Genomic DNA, 16,932 nt, shown 5'->3' on the forward strand with positions numbered 1-16,932 from the left:
GTGACTTTGCCTATGGGCGTTGCATATAGAAGATTCAGCGAAAGGAAAGTTCACCCATGCGCCGTCACTTGTTCACACTCATCCTCGCTACCGCCAGCGTGCCGGCCTTGGCACAAGGCGTTCCGGCTGGATCAGGTGTCGAACCCTCGACCGTCGCCAATTCGCAAGCACGGTCCATAGTTTTTGCTACGCGCCCCGCCGATGATGGCGTGCTCGTCATCCTGATGCGCGATGCCAATCTGCCAAACGGCGTGCTGGGCAGCGCTGCCGAAGCCAGCGTCAAGGCGGCAATTGCCAACGCCCGATTTGATGGAAGGGATGTCAGCGAACTGACGCTGCGCGGGATTGGCCGCCATGCGCGCATCGAACTGGTCGGCTTAGGCAGCGAAGGTGATGCTGCAGACCGGCTGCGTCGCGCTGGTGGGCGGGTTGCGCAAAATCTGCGCAATGAAGCCCAGCCAGTGAGCATAGTTGGCGCCGCCAGCGACGAAGCTGCTTCGGTCGCGCTCGGCTTTAGCCTCGGCCAGTATCGCTTTGACCGATACAAAACGGTCGGCAAATCAGCGCCCTCCACGCAACCCGCCACCATCGTCGTCGCGGATGTCCGCAGCGCCGAAGCCGAATGGAAATCGCGCGGTGCGGCGCTTGCCGAAGGCGTCACGCTGACCCGCGATCTTTCGACCGAACCCGCGAATGTGATCTACCCGGAAAGCTTTGTCGCGCGGGTGCGCGAGGCCTTTGCCGGAGTGTCGGGAGTTAGGATCGAAGTGCTTGATGAGGCCGCGATGCGCCGTCTCGGTATGGGCACACTGGCAGGAGTTGGCCAGGGCTCGCGCCGTCCGCCACGCTTGATGCTGGTCGAGTATCGGGGCGGCAGTGGTGCGCCTATTGCCTTGGTCGGCAAAGGCATCACTTTTGACAGCGGTGGGATATCGATAAAAGATGGTGCCGGCATGTGGGAAATGAAATCTGACATGGCGGGGGCCGCCGCCGTTATGGGCGCTGTCGTTGCTCTCTCAAAGTCGCGTGCCAATGTGAACGTGATGGCGGTCGCAGCCCTGGCCGAGAATATGCCCGGCGGCAATGCACAGCGCCCCGGCGACGTGGTGCGCACCTATAGCGGCAAGACTATCGAGGTAATTAATACCGACGCCGAAGGCCGCCTCGTCCTTGCCGATGCGAATGAATATGTCATCGCCAACCACAAGCCTGCTGCTTTGGTCAATATTGCCACGCTGACGGGGGCGGTTAGCCTAGCATTGGGCTATGAATATGCCGGACTTTTCGCACGCGATGACGCAATGGCAGCGCAAATGACCGCTGCGGGCAAGGCAGTGGGTGAAGAAGTCTGGCGCCTGCCGCTCCACCCCAATCATGCCAGAACAATGGGCTCCGAAATCGCCGACATCAAAAATTCAGCCGAAGGCGGCAAGCCCGGCGCAAGCCTGGGTGCGACCTTTATCGGCTACTTCGTCGATCCCTCGACCCCTTGGGCCCATCTGGATATTGCGGGTGTGAATTGGGCGGACAGCAGCGATGATATGACGCCCAAAGGCGCATCGGGCTGGGGCGTGCGCATCCTTGACGAATTTGTCCGCAACTGGAAACGGTGAGCCAATATCCCCCTCCCGCATATCGGAGGGGAATTTCTACGCGCGCCTCTTGTGTTGCATAAATGCAACATTACATCTTGGCGAGAGGCTTCCTAAATTGGTTTTGGGGAAGCGCTGAGAAACGAGGGACCGGGTATGAATCTCGAAAAGTTTACCGACCGCGCCAAAGGTTTTTTGCAGTCGGCCCAGACCGTTGCCATCCGCATGAACCATCAGCGGATTTCGCCCGAGCATCTGCTGAAAGCGCTGCTTGAGGACGAACAGGGCATGGCATCGGGCCTGATCAAGGCCGCTGGCGGCGACGCAGCCACAGCCTTGCGTGAAACCGACGTAGCGCTGGCTAAGGTTCCGGCGGTGTCGGGAGGCGGCGCACAACAGACCCCCGGCCTCGACAATGATGCGGTGCGCGTGCTCGATGCTGCCGAACAGGTCGCGCAAAAAGCGAGCGATTCCTATGTAACGGTCGAACGCCTGTTGCTGGCATTGACGTTGGGCACGACCAACGCGGCAGGCAAGGCGCTGGCAACAGCAGGCATCAAGGCTGAGGCACTCAACGCCGCAATCAACGAACTGCGCGGAGGCCGCACCGCCGATACGCAAAGCGCCGAAGATCGCTATGACGCGCTGAAGAAATTCGCCCGCGACCTGACCGAGGTAGCGCGCGAAGGCAAGCTTGACCCTGTCATCGGCCGCGACGAGGAAATCCGTCGGACGATCCAGATTCTCGCCCGCCGAACCAAAAATAATCCTGTCCTGATCGGTGAAGCAGGTGTCGGCAAGACCGCGATTGCCGAGGGCCTAGCCATCCGTATCGCCAATGGCGATGTGCCCGACAGCCTGAAGAACCGCAAGCTGATGTCACTCGACATGGGCAGCCTGATCGCGGGTGCCAAGTATCGGGGTGAATTTGAAGAGCGGCTGAAAGGCGTGCTCGACGAGGTCAAGCAGGGCGAGGGCGACATCATCCTGTTCATCGATGAAATGCACACGCTGGTCGGTGCGGGCAAAGGCGAGGGCGCGATGGATGCGTCCAACCTGTTGAAGCCCGCCTTGGCGCGCGGTGAATTGCATTGCATCGGCGCGACTACTCTCGACGAATATCAAAAGCATGTCGAGAAGGATCCGGCGCTGCAGCGGCGTTTCCAGCCGGTGTTTGTCGGCGAACCGACAGTTGAGGATACGATCTCAATCCTGCGCGGGCTGAAGGAAAAATATGAGCTGCACCACGGCGTGCGCATTACCGATGGCGCTCTGGTGAGCGCGGCAACGCTGTCGCATCGCTATATTTCGGATCGCTTCCTGCCAGACAAAGCGATCGACCTGATGGACGAGGCTGCCTCGCGCCTGCGCATGGAAGTTGAGTCCAAGCCGGAAGAGATCGAAAATCTTGATCGCCGCATCATGCAGTTGCAGATCGAACGCGAGGCGCTGAAAAAGGAAACCGACGCGGCCTCGAAAGACCGTCTGGCAACACTCGAAGGCGAACTCGCCAATCTGGAACAGCAATCGTCCGAACTCACCACCCGCTGGATGGCCGAAAAGGACAAGATTTCGGCCGAGTCCAAGATCAAGGAAGCGCTCGATCATGCGCGCATCGAGCTCGAACAGGCGCAGCGTGGCGGCGATCTCGCCAAGGCGGGAGAGTTGCAATATGGCACCATCCCGGGCCTCGAAAAGCAGCTCGCCGATGCCGTGGCCGCTGCGGGCAATGCGATGCTGCGCGAGGAAGTGACCAGCGAAGACATTGCCTCTGTCGTCAGCCGCTGGACCGGCATCCCAGTCGACAAGATGATGGAAGGCGAGCGCGAGAAGCTCCTCAAGATGGAAGAGTGGCTCGGCGCGCGCGTTATCGGGCAGAAGGACGCGGTTGAGGCCGTGTCGAAGGCGGTGCGCCGTTCGCGCGCGGGCCTGCAGGATCCGAACCGTCCGCTAGGGTCGTTCCTCTTCCTCGGCCCCACCGGCGTCGGCAAGACCGAGCTGACCAAGGCGCTGGCGCAATATCTGTTCGACGATGACAGCGCTATGGTGCGCATCGACATGAGCGAGTTCATGGAGAAGCACAGCGTCTCGCGGCTGATCGGCGCACCTCCGGGCTATGTCGGCTATGACGAAGGCGGGGTGTTGACCGAAGCCGTCCGCCGTCGTCCCTATCAGGTGGTGTTGTTCGACGAGGTCGAGAAAGCGCATAGCGACGTCTTCAACGTGCTGTTGCAGGTGCTCGACGATGGCCGCCTGACCGACGGGCAAGGGCGTTTGGTCGATTTCTCGAACACGCTGATCATCCTCACCTCCAACCTTGGCAGCCAGTATCTGGCGGCATTGGGCGATGACGAGGATGTCGAGAAAGCCGAACCGCAAGTGATGGAAGTCGTCCGTTCGCATTTCCGCCCGGAATTCCTGAACCGGCTTGATGAAATCATCCTATTCCACCGGCTGGCCGCGCAGCATATGGCGCCGATTGTTGATATTCAGGTGGGCCGTGTGCAGAAGCTTCTCAAGGACCGCAAGATCATCATCGAACTCAGCGACGGCGCGAAAAGCTGGTTGGGCCGTGTCGGCTATGACCCAGTCTATGGCGCCCGTCCGCTGAAGCGCGCCATCCAGCGCCATTTGCAGGATCCGCTCGCCGATCTGATCCTGAAGGGCGAGGTGCCAGATGGTTCGAAGTTGAAGATTGAAGAAGGCGACGGCGCTTTGAAATTTGCTGTAAAGCCCGCCAAAGCATGAGCTTCGCGTTCATGCTAAACTCGGCTCTGGACGCCTTGGCTTTGTCCAAGACGTTCAGCGCTGGCGGGCATATTTCTATTCCGGATTTTCTGGATCGCGATTGTGCAATCGAACTGCACGAAGCGCTGTCGACACGGCAGGATTGGGCCTGGGCAATCAATGCGGGTGGCCATGTTTACGACCTCGGTCGAGAAGCGCGCGATGCGATGACGGCGGAGCAGCGCATCGAACTCGACAATCGTATCAATTTGGCTGCTCGCGACGGTTTCCAGTTTCGATTCTCCTCGCTGCGCGTTCCCGACCCGGTTTCGGAACGAGAGCCAGACCGAGACATTTTGCACGCCTTTGCCGAATTCATGCGCAGCGATCCTGTGCTCGACCTCATTCGCACGGTCACTGGCAAGACAGCAATCCTGTTCGCTGATGCGCAAGGCACCGCCTATCATCCGGGCGATTTCCTGACTGGACATGATGACGATATCGAAGGAAAGAATCGTGAACTGGCCTATGTCATGGGTCTGACGCCCGAATGGCGCGTCGAATGGGGCGGGCTGCTTCTGTTTCACGAAAAGGAAGGTCGTATCAGCGGCCTTGTTCCGCGCTTCAATTGCCTGAACATGTTCGCCTTGCCGGTGCTACACAGCGTCAGCCAGGTAGCACCCTTTGCAGGTGGCGTGCGTTATGCGGTTACTGGCTGGATGCGGACTGCGATGCCCGCTTAGGCGTTTTCGCGGAACGGCAGCACCCAATCCGGATCGGGCTGATCGGCATCAAAATATTCGAAAATCAGATGGATGCGGTCACATTGCCCGCGATTTTGAACCGAATGCACGCCCATATTGTTGAGCTCGACTGCCTCACCCTCCTCCATCTGATACTCGACACCATCGACATAGAAGAAGACCTGATCGCTGGTCTGGATCGGAATGTGGATCTTGTGTGGCCAGCGCGCGGCGGGATTTGCATCACGATGCGGCTGGACAACCCCGCCCACCGGCATGCGCGCAAGCATCGCCCGCGGAAACTCCCCATTGGCATAACCAAAGTCGGCCGTTGCCGCAGCAAACACAGGCTCCAACAGCGGTTTCCATTCATCCCAAAGCTCGCAACCATAATGGCCTCGCCAGTCGCGGAAATTATCAACAAAGCGGAACGGTATATGCCGGGTCGCGTCGAGTGCCTCAAAACGGTTTGGCTTGTTGGCGTTCTGATGGTTCCAGACTTCCTCGGGAATCGCCATGATGGCGGCCTTCAGTTCGGTGATGTCAACACGGCCAAGGCGGCGGATGCTGGTTGTCTTGCGCGGGTTGGTGTACATGCGACGCCCTCAATAATCGTAACCGAACAGTTCGAGGTCGCGGGCATATATGCGCGCGACTCCATCGATCAGTTCTTGGTCATAATAATCCTTATATTCCCCGCGACGCGAACGATTTGCACGGTCGAGTGGTGTCGTTTCGATTCCAAGACGCTGCGCCACCTCATCAAATGAAGCCTGCATGCTTTCAACCTTGCCGAGATAGTCAGCCTGCAACTGACCGTCGGGTCCACACAGAAAGGTGAATTGCGGCTTGAAAATGATGTGGTTGTGCGGCGGCGCTGTGAACAGAAAATGCCGCATCACCCGTTTCGGATCGCGCTGAAACGTGCCTTCGCGACCGGTCGCGAAGGAGCAATAGGATATGAAACGGTCGAACGGATTACGCACAAAGGCGAATTTGAAATAGCTGGCAAAAGCTTCTTCGCCCAGATGCGGGCGAACGTCCGCAAAGCTCAAATGGCCGTGGCCCAGCCGGGCGAGTTCCGGGATGGGAAACTGCTTTTCAACGAAAAGTCGTGCTTGCTCGATATCGTCGGGCCCCAGATGCGTGCGCAACGCCTGACGCACAGAATGAGTGCCAGTTTTGGGCACAGCAACAAAAATGAACTTGTGTAAATGCGAAACGATCATCGAATTTATCGCGCTACCACCACTGCAGGCTGAGGTGCGGTCGGGGCCGGGGTTGGGGCAGCTGCCATGAATACAAGTTCATTCAATGCCCGGTCCAGCGTCACGCCGTTGGGCAGCACTATGCGGCTCGCACCTTCGCGGCCCAAGCGTGCGCGAATATCCGCAATTGCGCGGTGGTAATGTGCCAAACCTTCATGCGCGGATCCAAATTCAGCCCACAACGCACCCCAGTGATGGAGGAAGCGGTCGATAAGTTGGAGCACTTTTGGAAAGGGCTCCGTTCGTGGCGCCTGATCGAGCAGGAAACTGACGTGGCATCGCACCTCCCACACCGACATGATATCGGGTGTGTTCACCTTCTCATATCGGATTCCGGATTTATCGACCGAACCCGGCTCAACTGCGATCATTCTGAGCTGATCGCGGTTAACAGCTTCGGCCTCGCGGATCAGGTCCCACAATTTTTCCCCGCCCACAGTATCCAGCACCAGATGCACGCGCTTATCGCTTCCGCCATTATAGACATCATGGGTGCGGAACGAGTCGAATATCCAGCATTCGCCCGGCGCCATGTTCACCATTTCACCTTCACAGGTGAAAACAACCTTGGGGTTGGTGATGACAGGAATGTGGATCCGGAAATGTGTGCGCCAATAATGTCCGACATCGACATGCTCTGGAACGACCGCACCCGCCGCCAAGCCCATAAGTCGGCTGCGGCCCCACACCGCTTCAATATCTGCCATTATATCAAGTATATAAGGGCAAGCGAGCAGATGCTCGGTAGGGGCCATCGGCCCTGCGAATGCGTTGGTAATTGCACCGTTCGGCGTGATCATTGGAACGGCATCGTTGCCAACAACTTTGCCGGGATGCGGTAGCCAGGCTGACGGAGGCAATGCGCGAATTTCGTCCGCCAAGCGTTCAGCATCATAGAGCCGCGGCAGTTTGAGCAGCGGGCGGTCGATTTTCATGGCAAGTGCTTACTTTCGAATCTCAATTTGTGGCCGATCGACCATTTCCTTGAGATTTGCCCTGTTGTTTTCAGCCATCTCCTCCCATTGCGCGGCTGTTTTGCATGTTTTTGTCCGAAACCTTGTGCCAGTTTCGTGACTATATTTGCAGATCATCCGCTCACCGGGTTCGTTCTTTGCCAATACAATCGCTGGAGACGACAAGCAAAGTGCTGCAATAAGTGTGGCGGTAACGCGCACGGCACCAGTCCTCCTAGTAATAAAGATACCGCCATTTTGGCGGCGAATCGATCGGCAGTCAACGAATCATGATTCGGCTTGAATCAGTCGCACCCTCGGCTGGGGCCACAAATCTTGATCTGCGGGCGATCAACTGTCTCGGCCAATGCACGTCTATGCGCTTCTGCAATAGCGTCCCATTCGCCTGCGGTCTTGCAGACCTTATTTTCAAAACGCGTTCCTGTCTGCTTGTAGCGTTTGCAGACCATGCGATCAGCAGATCCATCTTGTGTCGAAGATGCTGCATTCGCGGCAACCGAGACGTGACAGCTTGCGCCAACGAGCGCGAAGATAAGCAATCTGTGCATGACGACATTCCTGCGATAAAATTCAATTATGCACGGCGCTAGTCAAGCCTGTCAATGATAGTGCGAGCCCAACTGTGATCTGTTGCGTCATTCATCCACACCACCGGAATATCACGCAATGTCGTAGCCGAAACAGGAAACCCAAGGCTCCAATATAGGCAGCATTTCGCTCATATAGGGCCGATAACGATGCCATCGCCCACTCGAAGAGCTGTAGATTTTCTCGGTAACCTGCGCATAGCTTGGCGTTCGGATATAGCCGCGTTCGCGGGCAGTTTTTTGATGGTCGAGCACCTGCGGCTGCCAATCCAGCCCTAGGAATTCAAACAGAGGACGGACTTCGGATTCAACATCCTCCACCATAGCTTCGTAGCGCAGCATATGTGTGTCGAGCGGCAGCACCTCGCAGCTTTTTTCCCAATAGGCGAATATGCGGTCATAGGTTCGCGCTGCGTTGGTCAAATCCAGAAAACTGGACATCGCCTCGGTCGGCTTGAAATTCTGCATATAGCAGCTGAGCACGACATCGCAGGGATGGCGCATGGCCAGGATAATCTTCGCATCCGGAAATAACCTGTGAATCAAAGGCATGCGGATCATCGATAGCGGATTTTTGTCGATGACCAATGCTCCGGGTGCTGGAGGTGAGGCTTTATCCAGTTCGGCAAAATACAGAGCCCGCATTTCCGCGACCGCACGAGCGTCCATTTCGCCAACCCGTTCCAGATCACCGACGGTGTTGGCGACAGTCTCTATAAGCGGAATCTCTTCAAGCACATGTGTTCCGCTATGGCCCATCAAAATGGTATCCAGAAGCGTAGTGCCCGAACGGGGGAAGCCGACAAGGAACGCCGGAGATTCCCTGCCATCGGTGAAGTCAACCTTGGGCCAGCTGGCATACCAGCTCGCAGTCGTCTTCGCTGAAAGCCCTTCAATATCACGCTGATAGGCCGTCCGATCCTTGCCAACGCCCAGCGGACTGTTGGCCATCGCGAAATTCATATCTTCATAGGCATAGAAGGCTTCGTCGATGCGGCCCAGACGATCGGCGAGTTGACCTTTGAACTGCGCCAAAGTGGCAGGGTGAATCGCCTTGGACTCGATCGGCCTTATCAGGTCTAGAGCCTCTTCATATTTGCCTTGCCGATTCAGCAGAAGTGCCGCCAAATAATCGAGTTCCTCGCCCGTCACATTCTGCCGCCTGGCATCCGCGATCAGAGCCTCCAACTCGCCAACACGATTTGCCTTTTCAAACAATACCCCCAGATTGAGATATCCGGCAGAATAGGACGGATCCGCCTGTACCGCGAATTTGAATGCTCGTTCCGCTTGCAATTGTTGTGACAGATCGGTGAAGGCCAGTCCGATCGCGATGAAAACTTTGGGGTCTTTCGGATTTAGCCGGGCGGCCGCTCCCAGAGCGCGCAATCCCGCTTCGGTATGATCAATTTGTGTGAGGGTGCGACCAAGCTCCACAAGCGGAGCTGGATCTTCGGGATTCAGCAACGCTGCTTTTTCAAGCATCAGGCAAGCGTCTTCAAAACGGTCCTTAGCCATCAGGACCCGCGCTATATTTGTGTGCACAACTGCAGACTTGGGATCAAGATCGCGGGCTTTTTGAAACGCCTCCATTGCGCCATCAAGATCGCCCGTTTCCAGTTTCGTGGTGCCCAAATTGTTCCAGCAACCGAAATCGTCCGGATTCTCGTAAACCAGCCGCTCATAGACCCAAAGCGCGTCGGACGGCCTGCCTTGTAATTTCAATATTTCGGCATGCATGCGTTGCAAATCGGGCGTGGAGGGATTTCCATCGGGTGCGCACGCTTTAAGGGCCTCATCAAACTGCCCCAATTCGGCCAACGCCTTTGCCAGATTGATACGATTGTCGTCGGTGTCGCCGCCATTGGCTATCGCCTGTCGCAATAAGGCTATGCCTTCGTCCTTCTTTCCTAACTGACAGGAAACGACACCCAGGAACTGAAGGATATTGGGATCCCGGGGGCGAGCCTTCAGGGCAGTGCGGGCATGTATCGCCGCGCCGGAAATATCGCCTTGGGAATAGGCCGCAAAAGCCGCCTGCAATCTCTGCTGAACGTTCATGCCTGCCCTCTAGAAAGAAAAAGGGCGGAGCACCAGCCCCGCCCTTTCCATTATCTTGTTTGCGCTGAAGCCTAGAACTTCAGACGCGCCGACACATAAGCACGGCGTCCGAGAACGTCGTAGAGCGACGGATCGGTGCCCGACTGCACGTTCGGCGCGTAAGTTTCCGGCTGACGGTCGAACGCATTGTTCAGACCGAGGCGGAAAGTAAGCGCATCAACATTGGCTTCGAGACCAAAGTCGAAATACCAAATCGAACCCGGACCGCGGAAAGTTTCTCCCGGGAACTGTTTAGCCGCACGGTTGACCATCTTGTGAATGTACCGAACGCGGGTATCGAACTTCAGGTTTTCGTTCAGCGACCACGCCAGGTTCATCGTGCCCTTCCAGCGCGGGAAGCTCGTTCCCAAGCCTGCGCCGAAATAAGAAGCGGAACCAGCATAGTCAGTTGTCAAACCACCCAGACCAACGCTCTTCCAGTCAATCAGATAGTTGAGCAAAAGATTTGCGCTGATTGCCGAAGTTTCCGACACGAAGGGAGTCGGCAAGCGGTAGCCAAGTTGGACGTCAACGCCCGAAGTCTTGATCGAGCCCAGATTGACCGCCTGGAAGTAACCCGTTGCCGGATCGCCACCAAGAGCGGGCGGAAGGTAGATCGCGGTGATGTCTGAACCGCCGCCACGTGACAAGCCCGAGCAATAGGGGCTTGTTGCGCCTGTGGTATTGATGCCGTTGTAACCATAGCATGTTGCGATGATTTCGTTGACGTCAGGCGAATAGATCGTGTCGGTGACCTTGATGTTGTAATAGTCAATCGACCCAGTGAAGCCTGCTGCGTTGAACACAGTACCAACAGTGAACGTGTCGGACTTTTCAGGCTTCAGATTGGGGTTACCCGTCACAGTCAAGAACGCCTGCGCACCCGGTGTCGCTGCAAAGGTTGCAGGTGCGCCAAGTCCAGTAGCTGAGCAAAGTGCACTTGCTGTTGCACCTCCCGACGTGCGGAAGTTGGTTCCAACCGAGCAAGGATCGAAGATCTGCGGGAAGCTACCGCCACCCGAGAAGAGTTCGCCGAAGTTCGGAGCGCGAACCGAGTGCTGATAGCTAGCACGCAAGCGCACTGCATCAATCGGCGACCATGTGACGGTACCGCCATATGCCCAATCGGTCGAAGGCGCGCCATCGACACCGTTCTGGATATCGTTGAAATCGCTCTTCGAGCTACGTGCCGTCAGCGAGAGTTCAAGAGTATCCATGATCGGAGCACGGACTTCACCAAAGAAATCGAGGAAGGTGTTGGTACCCAGGTCAGGCGTTGCGGTATTGAAGCCTGCAATCGGACCAAACAGCGAACCCGGATCAAAGGCGTAACGGAATTTACGCGATTCGACACCGAGAACTACGCCGAGCGGACCGCCAGGAAGTTGTGCTAGCTCGCCAGTGACATAGGCCTGAGCAACTTTCTGGGTGAAGGTCGTCTTGGTCTTGCCAACTTCATCGACAAAAGCAACGCACTCAGGTGACAAGGGCTGAATGCCGAACGGGTTGAAACCGCCAGCGCACAGGCTCGCACCGCCATCAGCGGCTTCGAGCAGCTGCTGAACGCGTTGAACGTTGACGTTACCGCGCGCTTCCTGATCGATGGTTGTCTGACCCCATGAATAGTAAGCTTCATAGCGCCAACCTTCAGCAATCTGGCCACGAAGTCCGACCAAACCCTGAAGCACTTCGTTTTCAAGCGCTTGCTCACGCAAGCCGGTGCCGAGGAAACGATAGCCCATCGCAAACGCTTCGCCAGCGCCCGATCCAACGAAACGCGGGCTGTCGCCTGTACGTGCGTTGAGCAGCGTGCGCAAATCGGCCGGAATGAAGGGGTTGGTTGTCGGAACTACAATGCCAGTCACCGAGCAAGACGTAGCAGCACCGGTGCTGGTGCGGCAGCCCGTTGCCGAAATCAGCGGTGAGCTCGCCTGCAACGCGGAATTCTGCCCCGGCGCACGAATATTTACGCCAAGCGGAGTCGGAGCAAGTGCGGTAGCCGAATTATAGTTTGTGTATCCACCCTGCACGAAGAAATCGAATGAGTCATTGATCTCATAGTGAGCATTCAAGAATGCCGATTTGCGCTCAAGCGGCAGAACAAGAATATTCACGATATCGAAGTTGTAGGTGTAGAAATCCGGGAAGAAGTTCAGGTTTTCATTGGCTGCAGAACCCGGTCCGTAGCGATAGTTGGCAACATCGCGCGGGCTATTAAACGTACCCACGCCGAACAGCGAACCATCCGAGTTGAAGCCCAACAGCGTCTGGGTCGGATAGTCTTTTGCCAAAGAACCGTAACTGGCGAACAGCGCATCGATCGCCGACTGAGGAATCGGGTTACCCGGGAATGGATCAGTCAACGGATCGCGATTTGGGTTGGCAGGCGAAGCGGTATAGCGTCCGGTCGGGAACGTACCCGTCGTCGACGTAGCTTGCGAAGCGAACGGACGTTGCGCCTTGATCAATCCTTGACGGTTCGAATATTCAGCCGAAATCGCGATATTGCCGCGTCCATCGGCGAAATTACCACCAAGAAGGCCGCTGATCTGATATTCGCGAGCGTCCGTTTCCGGGATGGTGTTCGAATAGGTCGCACGAAGATCGAGACCTTCGAAATCGTCCTTGAGGATCATGTTGACGACACCTGCGATAGCGTCGGCACCATAAGCCGCACCCGCACCACCGGTGGTCACGTCGATACGCTCAATCAGGCCCTGCGGAATGGTATTCAAGTCAACCGTCTGGTTCGAAGCCGACACCATCGGACGACGGCCATTGACGAGCACGAGGTTACGGTTGGCGCCAAGGCCGCGAAGGTCGATATTCGACTGACCGCCGTTACCGGGGTTGTTCGAAGTGGTCGTGCCAGCCGGATTAACGCCCGGCAGCGTGTTAAGGAAGGTATCGAGCGTAACGTCAGCGTTCGCGACGGTCTGCTCACCTGTCACAACAGCGACGGGGCTGTTCGAATCAAGATTGGGACGCGCGATACGCGAACCGGTTACGACGATGGGAGTACCTTCGTCAGCTGCCTCGTCTTCGGCGTCTTGCGCGAAAACGGGAGTCGAGATCATGGCGAGACCAATCACCAGCGGTGCGGTCGTCGATTTCAAAATGCTAAGACGTGCTTTTTTCACGTGTCCAGCCCCTATATCTATGGGGCGCAAACAGACAGGATTGCCCGCTTGCACCGGTTCAATATCTCTGGGAGAGACATCAGGGCAGCCAAAACGGCTGCACACATCTCCCCAGATTGCCGGGGGTGTTGGAACAAAATGCCCGAGAGGGCAAAGAAAATGTCGGTTTTGCGGGCAGAAAATTGGTGTCTGTCACTATTTTGCAACAGATTTGCAGATCGACAAATTCCGATTAATTGCTTGTTAGCAAATTCAGCGGATCGACCCGCGCCGCATTCCATTTCATGCCCCAGTGCAGGTGTGGACCGCTCGCCCTACCCGTCGCCCCAACCTTTCCGATAACCTGCCCCTGACGAACCAATTGGCCTTCTTCGACCAACAGCTCCGAGCAGTGCAGAAAGGCGCTGTTGAGCCCCATTCCGTGATCGATCATCAGCAAATGGCCTTCAAGCGTGAAGGCGTCTTTTGCGGCAAGAACCACGACCCCGTCGGCAGGTGCGACAAAGGCAGTGCCAGTGGGCATCGCGATATCGAGCCCGCTATGATAGCTCCCCGGGCTGCCATTATAGATACGCTGGGCCCCGAAACGCCCCGATATCCTGCCCTGCAGCGGCCAGACAAAATCCTGGCGCCAACCGTCGCTCATCACTTTTATGGCCCGAGCCGCGTTGATTCGGGCGAGTTCGGGGCCGCGCCGCGCCAGAAATTCCGCAGTCGTCTTGGCTCCGCCCAGCGGATTGGCATTCACATGCTGGATTTGCCAGTTTCCGGGCTTCACGGGCACATATTGCTCAACGCGCTGCCCGTCCGCCAAAGTCGCGACCAGACTGGCACTGTTTTCGGCATCCCGGTCAAATCCGATCAGGAAGAAGCCGTCCGGTGTCAGCGCAACCGGTACACCATTGAAAAAAACTGCTGTCGTCGCTGAAGGGGCGCGCGCCACGATCGCCGATCCCTGAACCGGATCGCGTGCCAGCCAGAAACTCTTGCGAAGACTCTGTCCCGCTCCATTCTCGACGCTCGACGATGCAACAGGAGGAGCCACAATGGCCGGCCGGGATGCTAGCGGGGCAGCGGCTTTCGGTGGCGTAGCGGTGCAGTTCATCACCGCAGCAAAGGCCAGCAGCGTAACTGAAGTGCGCGACAAGTTCATCGAATGGTCCGCCTACCGCTTGGCGAGCGCGGCTTTCACCGAAATTTCCGCACTGGCATAGGGCTCTTGCAAGGCAACGCTCCAATAGCGCAATTCATCGAGCGAAATCGATTCGCCCGTCAGCGCACAGACGACATGGTCTCCACTCGACAACATGCGGAATCCGTTGGCCATAAAGTGCAATTTGGCCTGTTTATTGCGGTTCATCATCAACATCGCTTCAATATGGCCCAAAACAGCAATTTCGGCAACTGTTGCGCGGCAATCGGATTCTAACCATAATTATATGGCGGGCTGGATAGGATTTACGCTATTTTATATCTGTGGGCAAAAGCAGGGGTCTTGGCTTAGAGAAACTGTCAGCTGCGCAGGTTGAAACCTTGCAGCATGTTTTCGCGCACCGAAGTTCCAAGGAAATTGCCCGAATTATGGGCGTTTCGCCGCATACCGTCGACGAACGCTTGCGGCGCGCCATCCGGTTACTGGGCGTGCAATCGCGAATCGAGGCAGCCCGGCTGGTTGCCGGAAACACTTCACCTTCGGCATATCAACCATTGATATATCAGCCTTCGGAACTGGCGCACGGTTCCGTTGCCCCCGATGAAGAGACGGCCTTGTCCGGGATGGGTCAAACGGGTGCGTTCAGCATCGGCTATCCTTTCCCGACCAATGCCAGGCCAATCAATACCCATGGCCTGCGAGAGCGGATAATTTGGCCGATATTGATCGCCTTCGGAACGATTATGGCATTTGCCGCGCTCTACGCCGTCCTGCTCGGTCTGGGAGCCATGCTTACCTGACCGGGTCCTTTATTCCGCCGCCAGATGCGCGGCCCAGAGACCAATAGGGAATAGGAAATGCTGAAAGAACGCCTAGTTGCTGCAGAGCGTATTGCAGCTGAATTGCATGATGCCGAACACGCCGTTGATCAGGCGATTGTGAAAATCGCCCAGCTCGCGGCGACGCTGCCCATCGCACGCATTGACACCAGAATGTCCGCTATCGTCGGTCAGGAAGCCGTCGCAAAAGTGACCCAGGCGGTTGCCGCAGCGGGTCAGGTGCGCCAAATGATGACCGAGGCGCATCAAGCGCTGGGCGAAACGCAAAAGCAGGTGGGCCTCGGCGCTCGCATGTTTGGGGCCGGGCTGAACAAACCACCCGCAGCCAGCCGCAATGTCCCTTTGCCGCTCAACCAGAATGGCACAGAAGCGCCAGCGGGAACGGCCGAAAGCGTGGCGGCCTGAGGCCGAAGCAACGGAGCAGCAAGGCTGATGGACCACAAACTCCTCTATTACATCATCCTTGCGGCTACCGTTGCCATCGCTTTCTGGCGAGGAGCGCGAAGCGAGCGCTGGGGTGCGATGACGGCGCTGGCGGGCTCGCTCGCCTCCACCCTCACCGCGCTCAACGCCAATTGGAGCGGGCTGATCGTCCAGCTGCTTGTCATCGACCTGCTCGTTCTCGGCAGCTTCTGGTGGCTGGCGCTCAACAGCCGTCGTTACTGGCCCTATTGGGTGACGGGATGGCAACTGGTCGCGGTGCTGGTGCACACGCAAAGGGCGCTGTTCGAAGACATATTGCCCGCGCCCTATGCGCTGATGACGATGTATCTGGCGTATCCGACGCTGCTTCTGATCCTCTATGCGTCAGTCCAGAACCCGCAAAGATCATCCGAAGCGATGGGTTGACGCGCTGGCTGCCGGTTTCCGTTCGCGGAGCTGTTCCCACTCATTGTGAAAGGACCCCCTGTCATGCCGGGCTTCAAGGGGCGCGCCCTCATCTATCCTAGTCTGTTGATCGCAGGCTGGATTGTCGGACGAAGTATCAGCCTTTCGGCAACGCCTTCCGAACCGTTAGCGGAGCGGACGAAGCTGGCCGATGTTCGGCTTGCTTCGAACCACCCGATTTGGCCCGATGCTGCTTGCCCGATGCCGTTGATGGCCTATCCGACAGCTTCTGCGTCAAGATATGATTCTGCATATTCCAAAGTCTGGTATGGCCGGTTGCAAAGGCCTTCACGGCGTGGAAATTCCAGTGGTGGTAACGATTCATATGGCGCTTTCCCAAGCGGCAGCGAGAGTTTTAGCCCGGAACTGGAATCGTTTCGCCTGTCGGCTCTCCCCACCACATTGCATGCATCTGCTGATGGCGCACCAGAAGCGGTAATACCCGCCGCCAAACAACGTCGGTTGCAGTTTTACAGTTACAATTTCTGGCGTCAGGGCAGCACCGGCGCGGCACTCGCGCCGAATGCGCAATATGGTGGCAGCCAATATGGTGCGATCGCGACATGGGACCCATTCGGCAGCGCGGGCAAAGGTCCGGCATTGCTGTTGCGCGGTTCGGGCACGCCCGATGGCCTGCAGCAGGAAGTCGCAGTCGGCGCGCGCTGGCAGCCCGATCAAAAATGGCCGGTATCGCTGTCGGTTGAACGCCGCTTCCGCTTTTACGGCCCCGATGGCTTTGCGGCCTATGTGGCAGGCGGCGTCGATCGCATGCCGCTGCTCGGGCAACTGGCGCTCGATGCCTATGGGCAAGCGGGCTATTCGCTGGGGGGAATTTCTAGCCCCTTTGTAGATGCCCATGCCCGGGTGCAGCACCCTTTGGCCAAACCTTTGGGCATTCCAATTCGGGTCGGGGCCGGTGCT

15 protein-coding genes and 1 pseudogene are annotated in these 16,932 nt (G+C 57.3%); 7 read left to right on the top strand and 9 right to left on the bottom strand.

Annotated features, from left to right (window positions below):
• Positions 1–56: 56 nt before the first annotated feature.
• The 3 genes from ABL922_RS10185 (at position 57) to ABL922_RS10195 (ending at position 5,062) form a co-directional block, all read left to right on the top strand.
• The gene (locus ABL922_RS10185; protein ID WP_349024106.1) at positions 57–1,613 is read left to right on the top strand and encodes a leucyl aminopeptidase; all 1,557 of its coding nucleotides are present in this window, start codon (positions 57–59) and stop codon (positions 1,611–1,613) included.
• Positions 1,614–1,748: 135 nt separating this feature from the next.
• Positions 1,749–4,340, top strand: coding sequence for an ATP-dependent chaperone ClpB (gene clpB / locus ABL922_RS10190; protein ID WP_349024107.1), 2,592 nt, complete (start codon positions 1,749–1,751; stop codon positions 4,338–4,340).
• Positions 4,337–5,062 (top strand): 2OG-Fe(II) oxygenase family protein, encoded by a 726-nt coding sequence (locus tag ABL922_RS10195; RefSeq protein ID WP_349024108.1) that lies wholly within the window; start codon positions 4,337–4,339, stop codon positions 5,060–5,062. Before clpB ends, ABL922_RS10195 begins: the two co-directional genes overlap by 4 nt.
• On the opposite strand, the gene ABL922_RS10200 is transcribed toward ABL922_RS10195, so the two are convergent.
• From ABL922_RS10200 to ABL922_RS10240, 9 genes are all read right to left on the bottom strand, one after another.
• Entirely contained in the window at positions 5,059–5,658 is a 600-nt protein-coding gene (locus tag ABL922_RS10200) for an aspartyl/asparaginyl beta-hydroxylase domain-containing protein (protein ID WP_349024109.1), read from the bottom strand. The genes ABL922_RS10195 and ABL922_RS10200 overlap by 4 nt on opposite strands.
• A 9-nt stretch (positions 5,659–5,667) precedes the next feature.
• Positions 5,668–6,291, bottom strand: a complete 624-nt coding sequence (locus ABL922_RS10205) for a sulfotransferase family 2 domain-containing protein (protein ID WP_349024110.1) — start codon at positions 6,289–6,291, stop codon at positions 5,668–5,670.
• A 5-nt stretch (positions 6,292–6,296) separates the two neighbouring features.
• Entirely contained in the window at positions 6,297–7,265 is a 969-nt protein-coding gene (locus tag ABL922_RS10210; RefSeq protein WP_349024111.1) for an aspartyl/asparaginyl beta-hydroxylase domain-containing protein, read from the bottom strand.
• A 9-nt stretch (positions 7,266–7,274) separates the two neighbouring features.
• Positions 7,275–7,505: a hypothetical protein gene (locus ABL922_RS10215; RefSeq protein ID WP_349024112.1), complete on the bottom strand. Its 231-nt coding sequence runs from the start codon at positions 7,503–7,505 to the stop codon at positions 7,275–7,277.
• Positions 7,506–7,588: 83 nt separating this feature from the next.
• Positions 7,589–7,852: a hypothetical protein gene (locus tag ABL922_RS10220; protein WP_349024113.1), complete on the bottom strand. Its 264-nt coding sequence runs from the start codon at positions 7,850–7,852 to the stop codon at positions 7,589–7,591.
• 111 nt (positions 7,853–7,963) lie between these two features.
• Entirely contained in the window at positions 7,964–9,952 is a 1,989-nt protein-coding gene (locus ABL922_RS10225) for a sulfotransferase (RefSeq protein WP_349024114.1), read from the bottom strand.
• Positions 9,953–10,023: 71 nt separating this feature from the next.
• Entirely contained in the window at positions 10,024–13,131 is a 3,108-nt protein-coding gene (locus ABL922_RS10230) for a TonB-dependent receptor (protein ID WP_349024115.1), read from the bottom strand.
• Between the two features lie 232 nt (positions 13,132–13,363).
• Positions 13,364–14,284: a M23 family metallopeptidase gene (locus ABL922_RS10235; protein ID WP_349024116.1), complete on the bottom strand. Its 921-nt coding sequence runs from the start codon at positions 14,282–14,284 to the stop codon at positions 13,364–13,366.
• A gap of 12 nt (positions 14,285–14,296) precedes the next feature.
• Positions 14,297–14,500 (bottom strand): DUF2093 domain-containing protein, encoded by a 204-nt coding sequence (locus tag ABL922_RS10240; protein WP_349024117.1) that lies wholly within the window; start codon positions 14,498–14,500, stop codon positions 14,297–14,299.
• A gap of 107 nt (positions 14,501–14,607) precedes the next feature.
• On the opposite strand from ABL922_RS10240, the gene ABL922_RS10245 reads away from it, so the two are divergent.
• The 4 genes and pseudogenes from ABL922_RS10245 to ABL922_RS10260 all read left to right on the top strand — a co-directional run.
• The gene (locus tag ABL922_RS10245; protein WP_349024118.1) at positions 14,608–15,084 is read left to right on the top strand and encodes a helix-turn-helix transcriptional regulator; all 477 of its coding nucleotides are present in this window, start codon (positions 14,608–14,610) and stop codon (positions 15,082–15,084) included.
• 57 nt (positions 15,085–15,141) lie between these two features.
• Complete coding sequence (locus ABL922_RS10250; protein ID WP_349024119.1) at positions 15,142–15,528, top strand: hypothetical protein; 387 nt, start codon at positions 15,142–15,144, stop codon at positions 15,526–15,528.
• A 27-nt stretch (positions 15,529–15,555) separates the two neighbouring features.
• Entirely contained in the window at positions 15,556–15,972 is a 417-nt protein-coding gene (locus ABL922_RS10255) for a hypothetical protein (protein WP_349024120.1), read from the top strand.
• A gap of 63 nt (positions 15,973–16,035) precedes the next feature.
• A pseudogene (locus ABL922_RS10260) lies at positions 16,036–16,932 on the top strand (hypothetical protein); the annotation flags it as partial.

The organism is Sphingorhabdus sp., assembly GCF_040079335.1.
In the GTDB taxonomy this organism is placed as follows: domain Bacteria; phylum Pseudomonadota; class Alphaproteobacteria; order Sphingomonadales; family Sphingomonadaceae; genus Sphingorhabdus_B.

Coding starts and splice junctions, on each gene's coding strand:
- ABL922_RS10185 (WP_349024106.1), top strand. CDS start 57: ATGCGCCGTCACTTGTTCACACTCATCCTCGCTACCGCCAGCGTGCCG.
- clpB (WP_349024107.1), top strand. CDS start 1,749: ATGAATCTCGAAAAGTTTACCGACCGCGCCAAAGGTTTTTTGCAGTCG.
- ABL922_RS10195 (WP_349024108.1), top strand. CDS start 4,337: ATGAGCTTCGCGTTCATGCTAAACTCGGCTCTGGACGCCTTGGCTTTG.
- ABL922_RS10200 (WP_349024109.1), bottom strand. CDS start 5,658: ATGTACACCAACCCGCGCAAGACAACCAGCATCCGCCGCCTTGGCCGT.
- ABL922_RS10205 (WP_349024110.1), bottom strand. CDS start 6,291: ATGATCGTTTCGCATTTACACAAGTTCATTTTTGTTGCTGTGCCCAAA.
- ABL922_RS10210 (WP_349024111.1), bottom strand. CDS start 7,265: ATGAAAATCGACCGCCCGCTGCTCAAACTGCCGCGGCTCTATGATGCT.
- ABL922_RS10220 (WP_349024113.1), bottom strand. CDS start 7,852: ATGCACAGATTGCTTATCTTCGCGCTCGTTGGCGCAAGCTGTCACGTC.
- ABL922_RS10225 (WP_349024114.1), bottom strand. CDS start 9,952: ATGAACGTTCAGCAGAGATTGCAGGCGGCTTTTGCGGCCTATTCCCAA.
- ABL922_RS10235 (WP_349024116.1), bottom strand. CDS start 14,284: ATGAACTTGTCGCGCACTTCAGTTACGCTGCTGGCCTTTGCTGCGGTG.
- ABL922_RS10240 (WP_349024117.1), bottom strand. CDS start 14,500: ATGTTGATGATGAACCGCAATAAACAGGCCAAATTGCACTTTATGGCC.
- ABL922_RS10250 (WP_349024119.1), top strand. CDS start 15,142: ATGCTGAAAGAACGCCTAGTTGCTGCAGAGCGTATTGCAGCTGAATTG.
- ABL922_RS10255 (WP_349024120.1), top strand. CDS start 15,556: ATGGACCACAAACTCCTCTATTACATCATCCTTGCGGCTACCGTTGCC.